This window comes from Caldimonas sp. KR1-144, assembly GCF_049446155.1.
GTDB lineage: Bacteria > Pseudomonadota > Gammaproteobacteria > Burkholderiales > Burkholderiaceae_C > Rivibacter.
The window spans coordinates 172,453-189,417 of sequence record NZ_JBMSEE010000004.1; the positions used below are offsets into that span (position 1 = coordinate 172,453).

A 16,965-nucleotide genomic window follows, 5' to 3' on the forward strand; every position below is an offset into this window, starting at 1 on the left:
CTCGCTCAGCCCTGCGCTTGCGCGTCCAAGGTCTGCGCCAGCGCGTGGATCTTGTCGGAGATGACCGCGCGAAACGGCTGCGCCGCGCACTGCGGCAGGCGCAGCGACGGCGGAAGCAGCGCGAGCTGGCGGGCACAGTGCGCGCGGATCGTCGCCAGGCTGGCTGGCGGCGCGATGCGCCGGCCGCCGCGCATGCACGGGCGCAGCAGGGCTTCGCCGCTGGGCATGCTGGCACGCGAGACATGCTCCTCGAGCTGGATCACGTCGCGCTCGATCAGGCCGTCGTCGCCCAGCGAGCGCAGCACCTGCTTCACGCCGGGCCACGTGGCCTTGCCCGGCGAACGCTTGCGGCGCGCGGTGCCGGCGTAGCTTTGCAGCTTGTAGACCGCGTCGAGCGCCGGCGCGTCGTCGGACGTCGCCAGCGACGTGCCGACGCCGAAGCCGTCGATCGGCGCGCCGTCGGCCAGCAGCGCGGCGATGCGGTGCTCGTCGACGTTGCCGCTGGCGAAGATCGTCACGTCGGCGAGACCGGCCTGGTCGAGCAGGGCGCGCGCGGTGCGCGCCTGCGCGCCGAGATCGCCGCTGTCCAGGCGCACGCCGCCGATGCGGATGCCGCTGCGCTGCAGCTCGGGCGCCAGCTCGACGAGCCGCCTCACTGCGGCCTCGGTGTCGTAGGTGTCGACCAGCAGCGTCGGGTGGTCTGGCCGCGCGCGGGCGAAGGCCGCGAAGGCCTCTCGCTCGCTGGCATGGGCCTGCACGAACGAGTGCGCCATCGTGCCGAAAACCGGGATGCCGAAGCGCCGCCCGGCCTCGGCCGTCGCCGTGCCGTCGAAGCCGGCGATGTAAGCCGCGCGCGCGGCCAGCAGCGCCGCCTCGGCGCCGTGCGCGCGGCGCAGGCCGAAGTCGACCAGCTTGCGGCCATGCGCAGCCAGCACCATGCGGGCCGCCTTGGAGGCGACGACGGTCTCGAAATGCACGAGGTTGAGCAGCCGGCTTTCGACCAGCTGCGCCTGCGGCAGGGGCGCGCTCACGCGCAGGATGGGCTCGTCGGCGAAGAACACCGTGCCTTCGGGCATGGCGTGCACGTCGCCTTCGAAGCGCAGCGAGCGCAGGTGGTCGAGCGCCCGCCGCGAGAAGCCGCCCTGGCGCTCCAGCCAGGCGATGTCATCCGGGGTGAAGGCCAGGTTCTCGAGGAACTGCAGTGCCTGCTCGAGCCCGGCGGCGACGAGGAAGTTGCGTGCGTCGGGCAGCCGGCGCACGTACAGCTCGAACACGGCCTGCTGCGACATGCCCTCCTCGAGGTAGGCCTGCAGCATCGTCAGCTGGTACGTGTCGGTCAGCAGCGCGCAGGTGTCGGGCGACGTCGTCACGGTTGGCGATCCCGCTCAACCCGTCGGCAGCGAGGCGGCGGCCGGGATGCTCGACCACGACGCCATGCCGGGCGTGCCTTGCGGCAGGAACACGGGGCGCGGGGTGGGCGGCGTCACGGCGCGCCGCTCGCTGGTCTCGCGCGCGATGCTGCTGCGCAGCGCGCGTGCCAGGCCGGCCAGCTCGGCGCTGATCGCATCGATCAAGTCGTCCACGGAGACCAGGCCGATGACGCCGTGCTCGCCGTCGGTCACCAGCAGACGGCGCACGCCGGCACGCGCCATGACCTCGACCGCCTCCTGCACGCTCGCGCTGCCGGGGGCGGTCACGATCGCCGACGTGGCGATGTGGCCGACGCGCAGTTCGGACGGCGCGATGTCGCGCGCGATCACCTCGATGGCCAGGTCGCGATCGGTGACCAGGCCCACGGCGCGCACGCCCTGGTCTTCGCCTTCGGTGACGAGCAGGGCGCCGACGTGGCACTCGCGCATGCGCACGGCGGCCTGGCGCAAGGGCGCATTGGTGTCGATCGTGACAAGCTCGCGCTGGCACAGGCTTTCGAGGTTCATGGCGGGCACTCCGAGGATGGGTCGCCCGAGCAATCTAGACCTCGCAGGCGCCGGCGTGTTGATGCATATCAGCCGCCGCCGCACAGACCACGACGGCAAGCCGCTGTCGATGCGATTGAGCCAACGCAATGACCCGCCGCGGCGCGGCGCCTAAGGTCATGGCAGCGCCGACAAAGCGCGCCAGCCAGAGGGCCGCACCATGTCCACCGTTCCGCTCGACCTCGAGACCGACACCGTCGTGCTGCCGCCGCCGCGCCTTCCCGACGGCGCATCGTTCGAACTGCTGCTGAAGCGGCGCCGCAGCACGCGCGGGTTCCTGCCCGATGCACTGACGCTGCCCAGCCTGTCGGCCTTGCTGTGGGCGGCGTTCGGCATCAACCGCATCGAGCGCGGCGGGCGCACCGCGCCGTCGGCGCATGACTGGCAGGAGATCGAGGTGTTCGCGGTGCTGAAAGAAGGCAGCTACCGCTACGACCCTCGGGCGCACCGCCTGCTGCTGGTGAAGGCCGAGGACCTGCGCGCGCTCACCGGCACGCAGGACTTCGCGGCCAGCGCGCCGCTGAACCTGATCTACGTCGCCGACCGCGCGCGCATGACGGGCGTGCGGCCGAACGAGTTCGAGTTCCTGGCCGGCGCCGACGCCGGCTGCATCGCGCAGAACGTCTATCTGGCCGGTGCCGCGCTGGACCTGGCTGTCGTCGTGCGCGCCCTGATTGACCGGCGCGCCCTCGCGGCCGCGCTCGGCCTGGCGCCCACGCAGCGCATCACGCTGGCGCAAAGCGTCGGCCTGGCGGCCCATGGAACCTGATCACCGAACCCGTGTTGCCGAAGGAGAGATCCCCGATGAAGCTTCCCCTGCAGCTGCAGTTCCTGGGCATGGACCCGTCGCCCGCGGTCGAGACCGCGGTGCGCGAGAAGGCGGCCAAGCTCGAGCGCTTTCGCGCCGACCTGAACTCGTGCCGCGTGGTCGTCGAGCAGATGCACAAGCACCGCCACCAGGGGCGGCCGTTCACGGTGCGCATCGACGTGACGCTGCCTGGCCACGAACTCAGCGTCGATCACGTGCAGAACGAGGACGTCTACGTCGCGCTGCGCGACGCCTTCGACGGCATGACGCGACGCATCGAAGACGGCGTGCGGCGCGAACGCGGCCAGGTCAAGCAGCACGTGCCGGCGCGGCCGGAGTCGGCCTGATCGGGTCGGCCATTGCCGCGCCGGCTCGAAGCGGGCATCTGCCGGGCCACGCGAGTGCTCCCGTCGCGTCAGCTCACTGGAGCAGTTGCCATGGCCCGTCCGCGGGCCCGACGATTCGTGTCGCGAAGCCGGCGCCCGTCAGCAGGTTGCGCAGGCTGCTGGCGGCCAGCGCATCGGCGCGCACGAGCTGCAGGCGGCGCCGGCGCAGCGTCACGATTTCCAGCGCCTGCAGCCGGCCGTCGGCCGTCGACAGCGTCGCTGCGTACAGGCAGCCGGTGTCGGCGCGCCAGGCGCCGTGGGGGCCGATGCCTTCGTAGTCGTTGATCAGGTCGCCGCAGCCGTGCAGCACGAGCCGTTGCGCATGCACCTCGATCGGCAGGGGATGGTGCGCGGAATGGCCATGGACCAGGTCGGCGCCGCCCGGCTCGACAAGGATCTGCGCGAAGCGGCGCTGCGCTGGCGCCACGGCGACGACCCAGTTGCCACCCCAGTGCAGCGAGACCACGATGCGATCGCCGGGGAGGCGATGGCGCCGGATGCATTCGCGCAGCGATTGCGCGTGCCGGTCGGCCAGGCCGGGCAGCAGCGCGACGCCGGGACGGTGCGCCGTCGCGGCCCAGTCTTGCGCGACGCCGCTGTCGGGCGTGGCACGCGCAAACAGCAGCAGCCGCGCGCCGCCGGGCAGCGGCAGCACCGCAGGGGCTTCGGCCTCGTCGGCATCGAGGCCGGCACCGGCGAACGCGATCCCGGCCGCGCGCAGCGCCGCCAGGGTGTCGGCCAGGCCGTCTGGGCCCCAGTCCAGCACGTGGTTGTTGGCGAGGCTGCAGGCGTCGATGCGGGCCGCCTCGAGCACCGCGACGTGTCGGGGGTCCATGCGGTAGTGGATCGCCTTGTCGTGCCAGGGCTGGCCACGCGCGGTGATGGCTGTCTCGAGATTGACGATGCGCAGGTCCGGCTGCAGCCGACCGATCTCGGCCAGCGCGTCGCCCCACGGGTACTCGGGCGCAAGGCCGCGGCCGATCGGCCCGTTGACGCGCTCGGCGAGCTGCACGTACTCGCGCGCGTCGTGGACCCACGGCTCGTACAGCGCGGGCGGCAGCGGGTGCGCCAGCACCTGATCGATGCCGCGGCCCGTCATGACGTCGCCGGCCAGCAGCAGCTTGAACGTGTCCGTGGTTCGGCCTTTCATTGCACCTGCCCACGTCCTTGTAGCGCCCGGCGCCTCGCGATGATTGCGCTGGCGCAATTCGCCCCGTCGCGGCCGCGCCACCCAGGCCCGGGTGCGCGCGCCGGTCGTCGGCCGTACACGCAATGCCCGCATGGGAGGCGCGAGTTGACGCTTGTCAACGCGATGCCGCACTCATGGCCGCACGATGGCGCGCATCGAACGACCCCAAGCTGGAGAGCGACATGAAGGTACTCCTCGCCGTGGACGGCAGCGACTACACCAAGCGCATGCTGGCCTACCTGGCAGCCCACGACGAACTGCTCGGCCCCGACACGCAATACGTGGCGGTCACCGTGGTGCCGCCGATCCCGCCGCATGCGGCGAATTACCTGTCGAAGGCGGACCTGGCCGGCCACTACGAGGACGAGGCCGAACGCGTGCTGGCGCCGGTGCGCCAGTTCACCGCGCAGAACGGCTGGAACGTCGAGTTCCTGCGCCGCGTGGGGCACGCAGGCGACGTGGTCGCGCAGACGGCGAACGAAGGCGGCTTCGACTTGCTGGTGATGGGCTCGCACGGCCACTCGGCCATCGGCAGCCTGGTGATCGGATCGGTGACGGCGCGGGTGCTCGCGCAGTGCAAGACGCCGATGCTGATCGTGCGTTAGCGGTGGGGGTTGGAAGTCCTCAAAGGCGGCGCGCCGTTCGAGGAGGCCGCAGGGGACCTGCTTCGCGGCGAAAGCTCGGCCCTGCACTTCGCGGCAGGCGGTGGCCGGCGGGCGTGATTTCTGGGGCGGCGAGCAGCGCAGGGCCGGGGGCGGCGCGCGTGAGCGGGCGATTCAACGCAACTTCCGAGCTGCGGCGCTAGGGCCCGCGACGAAATCCCAGGTCGACGGCCACCGCTGGCGCGGCGAGCGCAACGGGCGCCGACGCATCGCCGCGGTTCGAGCCCGTCACGCGCTCGAACGCGCCGGCGATCGACGGCGGGATGAAGCGCGTCAAGGCGCCGTAGACGTGCTTGTCGCCGCCGCCGGCTTGCTGGGTGAGGTAGAAGCGCTGAGGCACCAGCAGGTGCAGGTGCCGCTTCGCGCGCGTCATCGCCACATACAGCAGCCGCCGTTCCTCGGCCAGCTGCGCGGCGGTGCCCGCGCTCAGGTCCGCCGGCATGCAGCCGTCGACGACGTTGAGCAGGTGAACCGACTGCCATTCCTGGCCCTTGGCCGAGTGGATCGTCGACAGGATCAGGTAGTCCTCGTCCAGCAATGGGGTGCCGGCCTCGTCGCTGGTGGCTTCGGGCGGATCGAGCGTGAGCTCGGTGAGAAAGCGCTCTCGGCTCGCGTAGCCGCGCGCGAGCTGGGCCAGTTGCGCCAGGTCGGCAAGCCGTGCGCGCGGCTCGTCGTGCAGGCGCTCGAGCTGCGGCTCGTACCACTGCTGCACCGAGGCGACTTCCTGCGGCCAGCCGGCTTCGCCTTCGCGCAAGCGCCGGTACAGCTCGCGCAAGGACGCCCAGTCCGCCGCCGCGGCGCCCGGCGGCTCGAAGGCGAGCAGGGCCTCGGCCGGATCGGCCGCGGCATCCATGGCGTCGAGCAGGCGCCGCGCGGTCGCCGGCCCGATGCCCGCCACCAGCTGCGCGACGCGGAAACCCGCCAGCCGATGGCGCGGGTTGTGCACCCAGCGCAGCACCGAGAGCACGTCCTTGATGTGCGCGGCCTCCAGGAACTTGAGGCCGCCGAACTTCACGAACGGGATGTTGCGCCGCGCGAGCTCGAGTTCGAGCGCGGCGCTGTGGCTCGAGCTTCGAAACAGCACTGCCTGCGACTTGAGCCTGATCCCCATCTCGCGGTGCTCGAGCACCTGGTCGGCCACCCAGCGCGCCTGCGCCGCCTCGTCGTCCACCGACACCAGGCGCGGCTTCTCGGATGAAGGCCGGTCGCTCCACAGCGCCTTGCTGAAGCGCTCCTCGGCCAGGGCGATCACCGCGTTCGAGGCGGCGAGGATGGGCTGCGTCGAGCGGTAGTTGCGCTCCAGCGTGACCAGGCGCGCCGGCGTCGCGAACCCGTGCGGGAAGTCGAGGATGTTGCGCACCTCGGCGGCGCGAAACGAGTAGATCGACTGTGCGTCGTCGCCCACCACCGTGAGCCCGCGCCCTGTGGGCTTGAGCGCGCGCAGGATGGCCGCTTGCAGGCGGTTGGTGTCCTGGTACTCGTCGACCAGCACGTGGTCGAAGCGCTGGCCGACATGGGCGGCGAGTTCGGGCGCTTCCATCATGCGCGACCAGTACAGCAGCAGGTCGTCGTAGTCGAGCACCTGCTCGTCGCGCTTGCGGGCCACGTAGGCCTCGAACAGGCGCTCCAGCTCGTCGGTCCAGTTGCAGCACCACGGGTAGTGCTCGAGCAGCAGCGGGTGCAGCGCGGCCTGGCTGTTGATGAGCCGCGAGTAGATCGACAGGCAGGTGCCCTTGAGCGGAAAGCGGCTGCGCGCCTTGGCGAAGCCCAGCGCCTCGCGCACCTGAGCCATCAGGTCCTCGGCATCGCCGCGGTCGAGGATGGTGAAGCTTTCGGACAGGCCGATGTGGCGGGCGTAGTCGCGCACAAGCCGCGCGCCGATGCCATGGAAGGTGCCGGCCCAGGGCAGCACGGGCGCCCGGCTGCCCGGCGCGAGGCCCAGCGCGAGCTGCAGCTGCGCACCCACGCGCTGCGTCATCTCGGCCGCCGCGCGGCGCGAGAAGGTCAGCAGCAGCAGCCGCTGCGGATCGGCGCCGGCGAGCACCAGCCGCGCGACGCGCGCGGCCAGCGTCTTGGTCTTGCCGCTGCCGGCGCCGGCGATCACCAGCAGCGGCGCGGCCTGCGTGGGGTCACCGTCCAGGCCGTGCTCGACGGCGAGCCGCTGCGCGTCGTTGAGGGTGTCGAAGGGGTCGAGGCTGGGGGCGGCCAGGGCGTGCATGGACGGGCGGCGATCGGCGGGTACGGCGGTGCCGATGGCGCGTCTTGCGGTGGCCTGCGAGCCGCGGGTCGATCGGCTGTATGGAAAAACAGTATCTCATCCCGCGGCCGCGTGGAAGCGCAGGCCAGGTGGATCGCCGTCGTCCACTGGCTCTCAGGCATGCAGGGGATGGGGCTTGGCCGGGTCGATTCCGTACCGGCGAATCGCCTCGCTCACTCGGGTGGCGGGGATCACGCCGTCGTCGGCCAGCGCCTTCAAGGCCGCGATCGTCACCCAATGGCGGTCGACCTCGAAGAAGTGCCGCAGGGCGGCACGGGTATCGGAGCGGCCGAAGCCGTCGGTTCCCAGCACGACGTAACGCTGCGGCACGTAGGCGCGGATCTGCTCGGCCAGTGCTCGCACATAGTCGGTCGCGGCGACGACCGGCCCTCTGGCATCGCGCAGCAGTCGCGTCACGTGCGGCTCGCGCCGCGGCGCCTCGGGGTGCAGCAGATGCTCGCGCTCGGCAGCCTGGCCGTCGCGCGCCAGCTGCGTGAGGCTCGGAACGCCCCACAGGTCGGCCGCCACGCCCCAGTCATCGCGCAGCAGGTCGGCCGCGGCGATGACTTCGTTGAAGATCGTCCCCGCGCCCATGAGCTGGACGCGCGGCGCAGCGGCGTCGTCGGCCCCGGCCTTGCGAAAGGCATACATGCCCTTGAGGATGTCCGACGCGACGTGGTCGCCCTGCGGCATGGCCGGCTGGGCGTAGGGCTCGTTCATCACGGTGAGGTAGTAGAAGACGTCCTCCTGCTCGGCCACCATGCGGCGCAGGCCGTCCTGAACGATCACCGCCAGCTCGTAGGCGAACGCGGGGTCGTAGCTGATGCAGTTCGGCACCGCCGATGCCCACAGCAGCGAATGGCCGTCTTCGTGCTGCAGGCCCTCGCCGTTGATCGTCGTGCGGCCTGCGATGCCGCCGAGCAGGAAGCCGCGCGCGCGCATGTCGGCGGCGGCCCAGATCATGTCGCCCACGCGCTGGAAGCCGAACATCGAATAGAAGATGTAGAACGGCACCATGGCCTGGCCGTGCGTCGAATACGACGTGGCCGCCGCGATCCAATCGGCCATGCCGCCCGCTTCGCTGATGCCTTCCTGGAGGATCTGCCCGGTGGCGGACTCCTTGTAGAACGACAGCGAACCGGCGTCCTGCGGCACGTACTTCTGGCCGTCCTGGTTCCAGATGCCGACCTGACGGAACAAGCCCTCCATGCCGAAGGTGCGGGACTCGTCGGGCACGATCGGCACGATGCGCGGGCCCAGCACCGGGTCGCGCAGCAGCGTACCGAGGATGCGCACGAAGGCCATCGTGGTCGACATGCCTCGGCCCTCGGCAGTGGCTTCGAGAAGCGCGCCGAAGGTCGACAGCGCAGGCACGGCCAGCGACTCGGCCCCGCGGCGGCGCGCGGGCAGGTAGCCGCCCAGCGCCTCGCGGCGCGCGCGCATGTAGGCGAGCTCCTTCGAGTCGGCCGGCAGCTCGATGAAGGGCACGTCCTCGATCTTGTCGTCGGCGATCGGCAGGGCGTACTTGTCGCGCAGCGAGCGCAGCGCGTCGAGCTCCATCTTCTTTTGCTGGTGGTTGGCGTTGGACGCCTGGCCCTGCGGTCCCATGCCGTAGCCCTTGACGGTCTTGGCGAGGATGACGGTGGGTTGGTCGCCGCCGCGCGCCGCCTCGGCATAGGCCGCGAACACCTTCTCGGGATCGTGGCCGCCGCGCTGGAGGTTCCAGAGTTCGTCGTCGCTGTAGTCCGCCACCAGCGCCTTGAGCTCGGGCGTGTTGAAGAAATGCTCGCGCAGGTAGGCGCCGGACTTGGAGCGCAGCGTCTGGTACTCGCCGTCGACGACTTCCATCATCCGGCGCGACAGGGCGCCGGTGCGGTCGCGCTCGAACAGCCGGTCCCAGCCGCTGCCCCACAGCACCTTGATCACGCGCCAGCCGGCGCCGAGGAAGATCGACTCCAGCTCCTGCACGATCTTGCCGTTGCCGCGCACCGGGCCGTCGAGGCGCTGCAGGTTGGCGTTGACCACGAAGATCAGGTTGCCCAGGCGCTCGCGGCCAGCCATGCCGATCGCGCCCAGCGACTCGGGCTCGTCCATCTCGCCGTCGCCGAGGAAGACCCAGACCTTGCGGTCGTCGGTCTTGGCGATGCCGCGCGCCTGCAGGTACTTCATGAAGCGCGTCTGGTAGATCGCCATCAGCGGCCCCAAGCCCATCGAGACGGTCGGGAACTGCCAGAAGTCGGGCATCAGCCACGGATGAGGGTACGACGACAGGCCTTGTCCGCCGACTTCCTGGCGGAAGTTCTCGAGATGCTTCTCGCTTAAGCGGCCGAGCAGGAAGGCGCGCGCATAGATGCCGGGCGAGACGTGGCCCTGGACGAACACGAGATCGCCGCCGTGATGTGCCGTGGGCGCACGCCAGAAGTGGTTGAAACCCACGTCATAGAGCACCGCCGCCGAAGCGAACGACGCGATATGCCCGCCGACGTTGGTGGTCTTGCCGGCGCGCACCACCATGGCCATGGCGTTCCAGCGGGTGTAGGCGCGGATGCGCCGCTCGAGTTCGGCATCACCCGGCATGCGCGGCTGCCGCTCCAAGGGGAGCGTGTTGACATAGGGCGTGCCGGCCGCGTGCGGTCGCGACTGACCGTGCAGGCGCGCGTAGGCGATCTGCTGCTCGATGAGGTAATGCGCGCGTTGCGGCCCGGCGTGTTCGATGACGCCGCCGATCGCGTCGAGCCACTCGGCGGTCTCCTGGGGGTCCTCGTCGCGGGCGTCGAGGGGCGAATCGAGCGCAGCATCGTGCACGGCGTTCATGGGTGTTCCTGCAATGAATGGATGAAATGAAGGGTGCGGGGGCCGTGTCCGCCGGGGCGGCGCCGATGCTCCACAATCGCCGGCATCGGTCGGCAAGACCTCTCGCGGCAAGCCATGCGGCTCGCCGCCAGCCTGGGAGCGTGGGCATGCCTGCGGACCAAGTGCTGAGCTTCGGCCCCTTCCGGCTGATGCCGGGCCAGCGGCTGCTGATCGAAGGCGAGCGCCCGTTGCGGCTGGGCAGCCGCGCCTTCGACATCCTGGTCACGCTCGTCGAGCGTGCGGGGGAGGTCGTCTCCCAGGCCGAGCTGATGGCGCGCGTGTGGCCGCATGCCGTCGTCGATCCCGGCGCGCTGCGGGTCCATTTGTTCGGCTTGCGCAAGGCGCTGGGCGACGGCCGCGGCCAGCAGCGCTACATCGTCAACGTCCCCCAGCAAGGCTATTGCTTCGTCGCGCCGGTCGAGCGAACGAGCGCGCCGGCGCAGCCCGCGCCCGTCGAAGACCAGCCCGCGCGTCCGGGTCCGGTCGCCTTCGCTGCGGGGGCCATCGCGTCGTTGCCCGTCCTGCTGACCCGCGTCGTCGGGCGCGACGAGCTGGTCGGCGGCCTCGTGCGGGAACTGCCCTCGCGCCGTTGCGTGACCCTCGTCGGTGCCGGCGGCATCGGCAAGACCACGCTGGCGCTGGCCGTCGCGCATGGCCTGACCGGCCCGTTCGAGCAGCAGGTGCTGTTCGTCGGGCTGGCGCCGATCGAGGATCCGAAGCTGGTGGCCAATGCGCTGGCCTCGGCGATCGGCATCACCGCGCTGGCGTCCGACCCGGTGCGCGGCGTGTGTGCCTATCTGCGCGACAAGCGCATGCTGCTGGTGATCGACAACTGCGAGCACCTGATCGACCCGGTTTCCGAACTCGTGGAGCAGATCCTGGTCAGCGCACCCCAGGTCCATGTGCTGGCCACCAGCCGCGAGCCGCTGCGCATCCAGGGCGAGTGGGTGCAGCGCATCGGCGCGCTCGACGTGCCTCCGCCGGTGGTCGAGCTGGACGCTTCGGCGATGCAACGCTATCCGGCGCTGGAGCTGTTCATCGAGCGCGTGCGCTCCTGTCATGACGCCTTCGATCCCGCCGGCGCCGACCTGGCGACGATCGCCGAGATCTGTCGCGCGCTGGACGGCATTCCGCTGGCGATCGAGCTGGCCGCCGCCGGCGTCGAGCGGCTGGGCGTGCGCGGCGTCGCGGCCCATCTGGGCGATCGGCTGTCGCTGCTGACGCGCGGTCGGCGCACGGCGCTGCCGCGCCACCAGACGCTGCGCGCCGCGCTCGACTGGAGCTACGGCCTGCTCACGCCGACCGAACAGGCCATGCTGCGCAGCCTCTCGGTCTTTCGCGGCCGCTTCACGCTGGAGTCGGCGCTGGCCGTGTGTTCCGATCCGGCTGCGCAGGGCGCCACCGCCGAGGACTTGTTCAATCTGATGGCCAAGTCGCTGCTGTCGTCCGACATCGGCGGCGAGACGGTCCACTACTGGCTGCTGGAGACCACGCGCCAGTACGCCTCGCAGCTGCTGGCGGCCAGCGGCGAGGAAGCCCGGCTGGCGCGCCGCCACGCCGCGCACATGCTCGAACTCTCGGTCGAGTGCGACGCGCAACGGCAACGCGTGCCGACGGACGTCTGGCGCGCCGGCAATGCCTATCGGCTCGAGGACGTTCGCGCCGCCTTGCTGTGGTCCTTCGGGCCCACCGGCGACGCCGCCATCGGCATCGCGCTGGCGGCCGCCTCGGCGCCGCTGTGGTTCGCGCTGTCGCGCGTCGCCGAGTTCCTGCCGGTGGCCGAGCAGGCGCTGGCGGCGATGGTGCGCGAGGGCATCGCCGATCCGGCGCGCGAGATGGTGTTGTGCGAGGCCTACGGTCATTCGCTGTGGAACACGCGCGGCGCCGGAGAGGAGCAGTTCGAGCGCGCGTTCGAGATCGCGCAATCGCTCGGCTCCGACGCCAACTGCATGCGCGCGCTGTGGGGGCTCTGGCTGGCCGCCAACTCGCGCGGCGACTACCACCCCAGCGCGAGGCTGGCCGAGCGCTTCGGCGACTTCTCGGCCAAGGGGCCGGACGCCGCGCGTATCCTGCACCACCGCATGATGGCCGTGAGCCTGCATCACTGCGGCCGGCACGCGCAGGCGCGCGACCACTCGCGACAGGTGCTCGCGGCGCCGGTCACGCTCGCCGCGGCCGCCTTCAACAGCGCGGGCTTCCAGTTCGACCAGCTGGTCGCGGCGCACACTTCGCTGGCGCGCACCCATTGGCTGCTCGGCCAGCCGGATCAGGCCGTCGGCCATGTCCGCGAGGCGGTCGCGCGGGCCCACGGCATCGGCCATGTGATCTCGCTGGCCTTCGCGCTGGGCTTCGGCTGCACGCCGGTGATGTTCTGGGTCGGCGACTGGGACGAAGCCGAACGCTTCACGCAGATGCTCGAGCGGCGCACCGAGGAGTACTCCCTGCTGTACTGGCAGGTCTTCGCGGCCGGCTATCGCCTGCTTCACGAGCGCCACGACGGCCGCAGCACGGGAACGCTCGATGCGCTGGGCAACCCCGCGATCTTCGGCCAGTTGCGGGAAACGCTGTGCTCCATCGACGCGGGCCTGGCCGACGAGTCGGTGCTGCTGCGCGGCGAAACCGAGACCGCGGCGTGGTGCACGCCGGAGCTGTGGCGCATCCGCGCCGAACAGCGGCTTGCGCAGGGGTCGCGCGCACCGGCGAAGAAGCTGCTGCAACAGGCGATCGAGCTGGCGCAGCAGCAGCAGGCGCTGGCCTGGGAGCTGCGCTGCGCGACCAGCCTGGCGCGCCTGCATCGCGACGCCGGACAGCGCGCGCAGGGCCGCGCCGTGCTCGAGCCCGTGCTGGCGCGCTTCGACGAAGGCGCGGGCACGGCCGACGTGCGCGCCGCCGCCGAACTCCTGCGCGAGCTGGGCTGAGCGCTTCATCGCCGGCACGTCCGCGTGCCGTAGGCGGCCTCGAACATCGCGGCGGAGATGGGCACGCCCAGCGCATCGGCCGCGCCATCGACCACGAGCTGCGGCGCGGTGTCGCTGCTGGCTGCGGCCGACACGAGGAGGGCGCCGCGAAAGCGCGATCGCAGGCTGCGCAACCCGGCCGCAACCGCTTCCGGCAGCAAGCCAGGCCCAAGCGTGAAGTGAAGGTAGGCGATATCGAGTCCTGCCATCTGCTCCAGCGTCGCGGCCTCGTCGCGAGGCCAGGCGAGGTTCACGCCGACGCGCTGCGCGGGCCAGACCGCGAGCAGGGTTTCGGCGGCCGCGAGCAGCCACGAACCATCGGCTGAGGGGGCGAACAGCTCGACGCCATCGAAGCCCGCGTCGCTGGCGTTCTCGGCCGCATTGCGATAGGCGTCGAGCGCGGCGTCGAGCTCGTTGAGATCCGGCGAAGGGCCCGCGGGATGCGCGGCGTCGCACAGCTGGGCCAGCGTCATGCCGCCGCGCGCCGCGACGGCGGCGGTCACCTCGCGCCATTCGTTGACCTGCGCCGCGCTGCAAAGGCCCGCCATGGCGGCGCCGTCGTCCGTGGCCAATGACACCGTCGCCGGCATCAGCAGCAGCGCGCCGACGTGCGCCTGGTCCGGGAGCAAGTCGTGCAGCGACGACGGCGGCCCGGCATCGGGCTTGGCCGCCAGTACGAAGCGATGGGGCAGCGCGAACGCACCGAATCGCAGCGGCTGCAGCAAGGGGGAGGGCAAGGCGATCTTCATCGAGGGTCCTGGGCACCGTTCGGGCCGCATGCCCTCATGGTGGGCGTTGGCGGGCCTCGTTGCGAGTTAAGAGTCGTTAGGACCGAGCCGCGAATCGGCCCGAAAGCCCTAACAGCCCTAACAACAAACGACAAGCGACAACTCGCGCCTATCGGCCTCGCCGCCGAACATCAAACCAACAAAGCAGCGGCCACGACCGCAGGCCTCAACCCCGATGGAGACGGCGCGATGGACACGACGAACACGATGACGGCAGGCCTGACCGGCGGGACGCAGATTCCCTTGGGCGCCCATCTCGTCACCCCGCGTCGCGGCTACACGCACCACGGCATCTACGTCGGCAATGGCCGGGTCGTGCACTACATGGGCCTGTCGGTCGCCTGGCGCCGCGGCCCGGTCGCTGAAGTGACGCTTGAGCAGTTCGGCGCCGGTCGCGAGGTCTCGATCGAAGCCGAAGCCTGTGCCGCGTACACGCCGATCGAAGTGGTGCAACGCGCGCAATCGCGCGTCGGCGAAGACGCCTACGACATGCTGACCAACAACTGCGAGCACTTGTGCACCTGGTGTGCGCATGGCGTGTCGCGCAGCGCGCAGGTCGACCGGCTGCTCGCCTGGCCGCGCCGCATCGCGCAAGACGCCCTTTCGCTGTTCGGGACGGTGTTCGCAACGACGGCAGCGCGCCGCGCGTGACCAGCAGCTACAGGAGACACACCATGGACCGCCTCAAGACGCTGAGCATCTTCAAGGCCATCGCCGACCACGGCGGCTTCTCCCGCGCGGCCGAAGCGCTCGAGATGTCGCCCGCCCAGGTCACGCGCAGCGTGCACGACCTCGAGGCCGAACTGGGCGTGCAGCTGCTTCAGCGCACGACGCGCCGCGTCTCGCTGACGGGCATCGGCCAGGAGGTGCTGGAGCGCGCTCGCGGGCTGCTGGACCAGTACGAAGAGCTCGCCGACCTGAGCCGAGCCACCACCGGCGAGGCGAGCGGCTCGGTGCGCGTGCTGGCGCCGACCTTCGTGCGCCACCTGATCGCGCCGGTGCTGGCGCAGTACCGTGCGCGCTTTCCCAAGGTCGCGATCGACTTGCGCCTGAGCGATCGCGCGCCGGACCTGGTGGCCGAAGAGGCCGACCTGGCGCTGTGCCGGCAGCAGGACCTGCGTCCTTCGCTGGTCGCGCGGCCGATGGCGCAGATCGAGATGGGCGTTTTTGCCTCGACCGACTATCTTCGTCGCAAGGGCACACCGGCGCGTCCGGCGCAGCTGCTCGGGCACGACTGCCTGAGCGCCACGGCCCTTCATGCAGGAGAGGACTGGCGATTCACCGACGCCACGGGCGACACGTGCCAGGTGAGCGCGAAGGGCTGGCTCTGCATGAACGACCCCGCGATGCTGATGGAACTGGCGCTGCACGGCGCCGGCATCGCGCTGCTGCCGCTGTCGATGGCCGAGGACGCGGTCGCGCAAGGGCGGCTGGTGCGGGTGCTGCCGCAATGGCGGGCGGAGCCCCTGTCGCTGCAGCTGGTCTACCTCACGCGCCGCCATCAATCGATGGCCGTGCGCAAGCTGATCGACCACCTGGCCGAACACCTGAACGCCCCGGCCCAGCCTCGCCCGAGCCTGCGCCTGGTCTCCCACCGCGAAGAACACATGCACGGGCTGCATCTCGCCCGTGCCGGCGTCCTCGCGGCCGTCGCCGATGGGCAGCGCCAGCGCGCGGCCTGAAGCCCACACCCCCGCCCACGCCACGAAGGAAGAACACCATGGACTCACGTGACCCGAGCAGCGCCCCCTTGACCCGCCGCTCGCTGCTGCTGCAAGGCGCCTCGGCTGCCGCCGTCGCGGCACTGCATCCCGCGATCGTGCTGGCTCAATCGCCAGCGGAGGCGATCCGCCCGTTTCGCGTCCAGGTGCCGCAGGCGCAGCTGACCGACTTGCGCCAGCGCATTGCCGCGACCCGGTGGCCCGATGCCGAGACCGTGCCCGATCGCTCGCAAGGCGTGCAGCTTGCCAAGCTGCAGGCCCTCGTCACCTACTGGGGCCGCGGCTACGACTGGCGCAAGGCCGAAGCGAAGCTCAACGCGCTGCCGCAGTTCGTGACGAAGATCGACGGCCTGGACATCCATTTCATCCACGTGCGCTCGCGCCATCCGAACGCGATGCCGCTGGTGATGACGCACGGCTGGCCGGGCTCCGTCTTCGAGCTGCTCAAGACCATCGGGCCGCTGACCGATCCGACCGCGCACGGCGGCTCGGCCGACGACGCCTTCCACCTCGTGCTGCCGACGATCCCCGGCTTTGGCTTCTCCGAGAAGCCGCGCGGCACGGGCTGGAATCCCGACCGCGTCGGCCGCGCCTGGGACCAGCTGATGAAGCGCCTGGGCTATTCGCGCTACGTGGCACAAGGTGGCGACTGGGGCGCGATCATCTGCGACGCGATGGGCCGCCAGGCGCCCGAAGGGCTGGCCGGCATCCATGTCAACCGCGTCGAGCGCGGCACCACCTTCCCGCCGGAAGTCTCGATGGCGCTGCGCAGCGGCGAGCCCGCGCCGGCTCACCTGACGCCCGAGCAGCGCAAGGTCTTCGACGAGGCGCGCGAGTTCCTGAACAAGGGCTTCGGCTATGCGGCCATCATGAACACGCGCCCGCAGACGCTGGGCTACGGCCTGGCCGATTCGCCGGTCGGCCTGGCCGCGTGGTGCTACGACAAGATCGCCGACTGGGTGTTCACGCGCGGCGAGCCCGAGCGCTCGTTCAGCAACGACGAGATGCTCGACGACATCACGCTCTACTGGCTGACCAACACCGGCACCTCGAGCGCGCGCATCTACTGGGAAGCCGCGGCCGGCGCACCCAGCTCGGGCGGCGGCATCTCGATTCCGGCGGCGGTGACGGTCTTCCCCGGCGAGGTCTACAAGCCGCCCAAGGAGTGGGCGCAGCGCGCCTACCGCAACCTCGTCTACTACAACCAGGTGGACAAGGGCGGGCATTTCGCGGCCTGGGAAGAGCCGCAGCTGTTCAGCGCCGAAGTGCGCGCGGCGTTCCGCTCGCTGCGCTGATCCCTGACCGACGCATTCGACCCCGGCCGGAAGTGGCCGGAACGGGGTTTCCTTTGCCTTCGTTTTCCTGGAG

Annotated in this window: 13 protein-coding genes; 7 read left to right on the plus strand and 6 right to left on the minus strand. The window is 71.0% G+C overall.

The features are described 5' to 3' along the window. Positions 1–5: 5 nt before the first annotated feature. Both ACO2TI_RS11225 and ACO2TI_RS11230 read right to left on the minus strand, forming a co-directional pair. Positions 6–1,370: a nicotinate phosphoribosyltransferase gene (locus ACO2TI_RS11225; RefSeq protein ID WP_423284329.1), complete on the minus strand. Its 1,365-nt coding sequence runs from the start codon at positions 1,368–1,370 to the stop codon at positions 6–8. Positions 1,371–1,385: 15 nt separating this feature from the next. After that, positions 1,386–1,937 (minus strand): CBS domain-containing protein, encoded by a 552-nt coding sequence (locus tag ACO2TI_RS11230; protein WP_423284331.1) that lies wholly within the window; start codon positions 1,935–1,937, stop codon positions 1,386–1,388. 199 nt (positions 1,938–2,136) lie between these two features. On the opposite strand from ACO2TI_RS11230, the gene ACO2TI_RS11235 reads away from it, so the two are divergent. Together ACO2TI_RS11235 and ACO2TI_RS11240 are read left to right on the plus strand one after the other, a co-directional pair. Further along, entirely contained in the window at positions 2,137–2,745 is a 609-nt protein-coding gene (locus ACO2TI_RS11235; protein WP_423284333.1) for a SagB/ThcOx family dehydrogenase, read from the plus strand. A 35-nt stretch (positions 2,746–2,780) separates the two neighbouring features. After that, complete coding sequence (locus ACO2TI_RS11240) at positions 2,781–3,131, plus strand: HPF/RaiA family ribosome-associated protein (RefSeq protein WP_423284335.1); 351 nt, start codon at positions 2,781–2,783, stop codon at positions 3,129–3,131. Positions 3,132–3,204: 73 nt separating this feature from the next. Here ACO2TI_RS11240 and ACO2TI_RS11245 read toward each other — a convergent pair whose 3' ends face one another. Continuing rightward, positions 3,205–4,320 (minus strand): CapA family protein, encoded by a 1,116-nt coding sequence (locus ACO2TI_RS11245; protein ID WP_423284336.1) that lies wholly within the window; start codon positions 4,318–4,320, stop codon positions 3,205–3,207. A 221-nt stretch (positions 4,321–4,541) separates the two neighbouring features. On the opposite strand from ACO2TI_RS11245, the gene ACO2TI_RS11250 reads away from it, so the two are divergent. After that, positions 4,542–4,964, plus strand: a complete 423-nt coding sequence (locus ACO2TI_RS11250; RefSeq protein WP_423284338.1) for a universal stress protein — start codon at positions 4,542–4,544, stop codon at positions 4,962–4,964. A 196-nt stretch (positions 4,965–5,160) separates the two neighbouring features. On the opposite strand, the gene ACO2TI_RS11255 is transcribed toward ACO2TI_RS11250, so the two are convergent. Next, positions 5,161–7,239, minus strand: coding sequence for an ATP-dependent helicase (locus ACO2TI_RS11255; RefSeq protein ID WP_423284340.1), 2,079 nt, complete (start codon positions 7,237–7,239; stop codon positions 5,161–5,163). 153 nt (positions 7,240–7,392) lie between these two features. Next, the gene (gene aceE, locus ACO2TI_RS11260) at positions 7,393–10,092 is read right to left on the minus strand and encodes a pyruvate dehydrogenase (acetyl-transferring), homodimeric type (protein WP_423284342.1); all 2,700 of its coding nucleotides are present in this window, start codon (positions 10,090–10,092) and stop codon (positions 7,393–7,395) included. 146 nt (positions 10,093–10,238) lie between these two features. Between aceE and ACO2TI_RS11265 the strand changes: the two genes are divergently transcribed. Beyond that, positions 10,239–13,049 carry an ATP-binding protein gene (locus ACO2TI_RS11265; RefSeq protein ID WP_423284344.1) on the plus strand — a complete coding sequence of 937 codons (2,811 nt, stop codon included), beginning with the start codon at positions 10,239–10,241 and terminating at the stop codon, positions 13,047–13,049. A gap of 5 nt (positions 13,050–13,054) precedes the next feature. Here ACO2TI_RS11265 and ACO2TI_RS11270 read toward each other — a convergent pair whose 3' ends face one another. Continuing rightward, on the minus strand, positions 13,055–13,837 hold the full coding sequence (locus tag ACO2TI_RS11270; RefSeq protein ID WP_423284346.1) for a hypothetical protein: 783 nt from the start codon (positions 13,835–13,837) through the stop codon (positions 13,055–13,057). 228 nt (positions 13,838–14,065) lie between these two features. Here ACO2TI_RS11270 and ACO2TI_RS11275 point away from each other — a divergent pair, with 228 nt between their 5' ends. Genes ACO2TI_RS11275 through ACO2TI_RS11285 form a run of 3 tightly spaced genes read left to right on the plus strand, consistent with a single transcriptional unit; the run spans position 14,066 to position 16,892 of the window. Continuing rightward, positions 14,066–14,527 (plus strand): lecithin retinol acyltransferase family protein, encoded by a 462-nt coding sequence (locus ACO2TI_RS11275; protein WP_423284347.1) that lies wholly within the window; start codon positions 14,066–14,068, stop codon positions 14,525–14,527. Between the two features lie 23 nt (positions 14,528–14,550). Then, entirely contained in the window at positions 14,551–15,558 is a 1,008-nt protein-coding gene (locus ACO2TI_RS11280) for a LysR substrate-binding domain-containing protein (RefSeq protein WP_423284349.1), read from the plus strand. Between the two features lie 38 nt (positions 15,559–15,596). Beyond that, a complete protein-coding gene (locus tag ACO2TI_RS11285; RefSeq protein ID WP_423284351.1) occupies positions 15,597–16,892 on the plus strand; it encodes an epoxide hydrolase family protein in 1,296 nt (431 codons plus the stop codon). Positions 16,893–16,965: the final 73 nt, after the last annotated feature.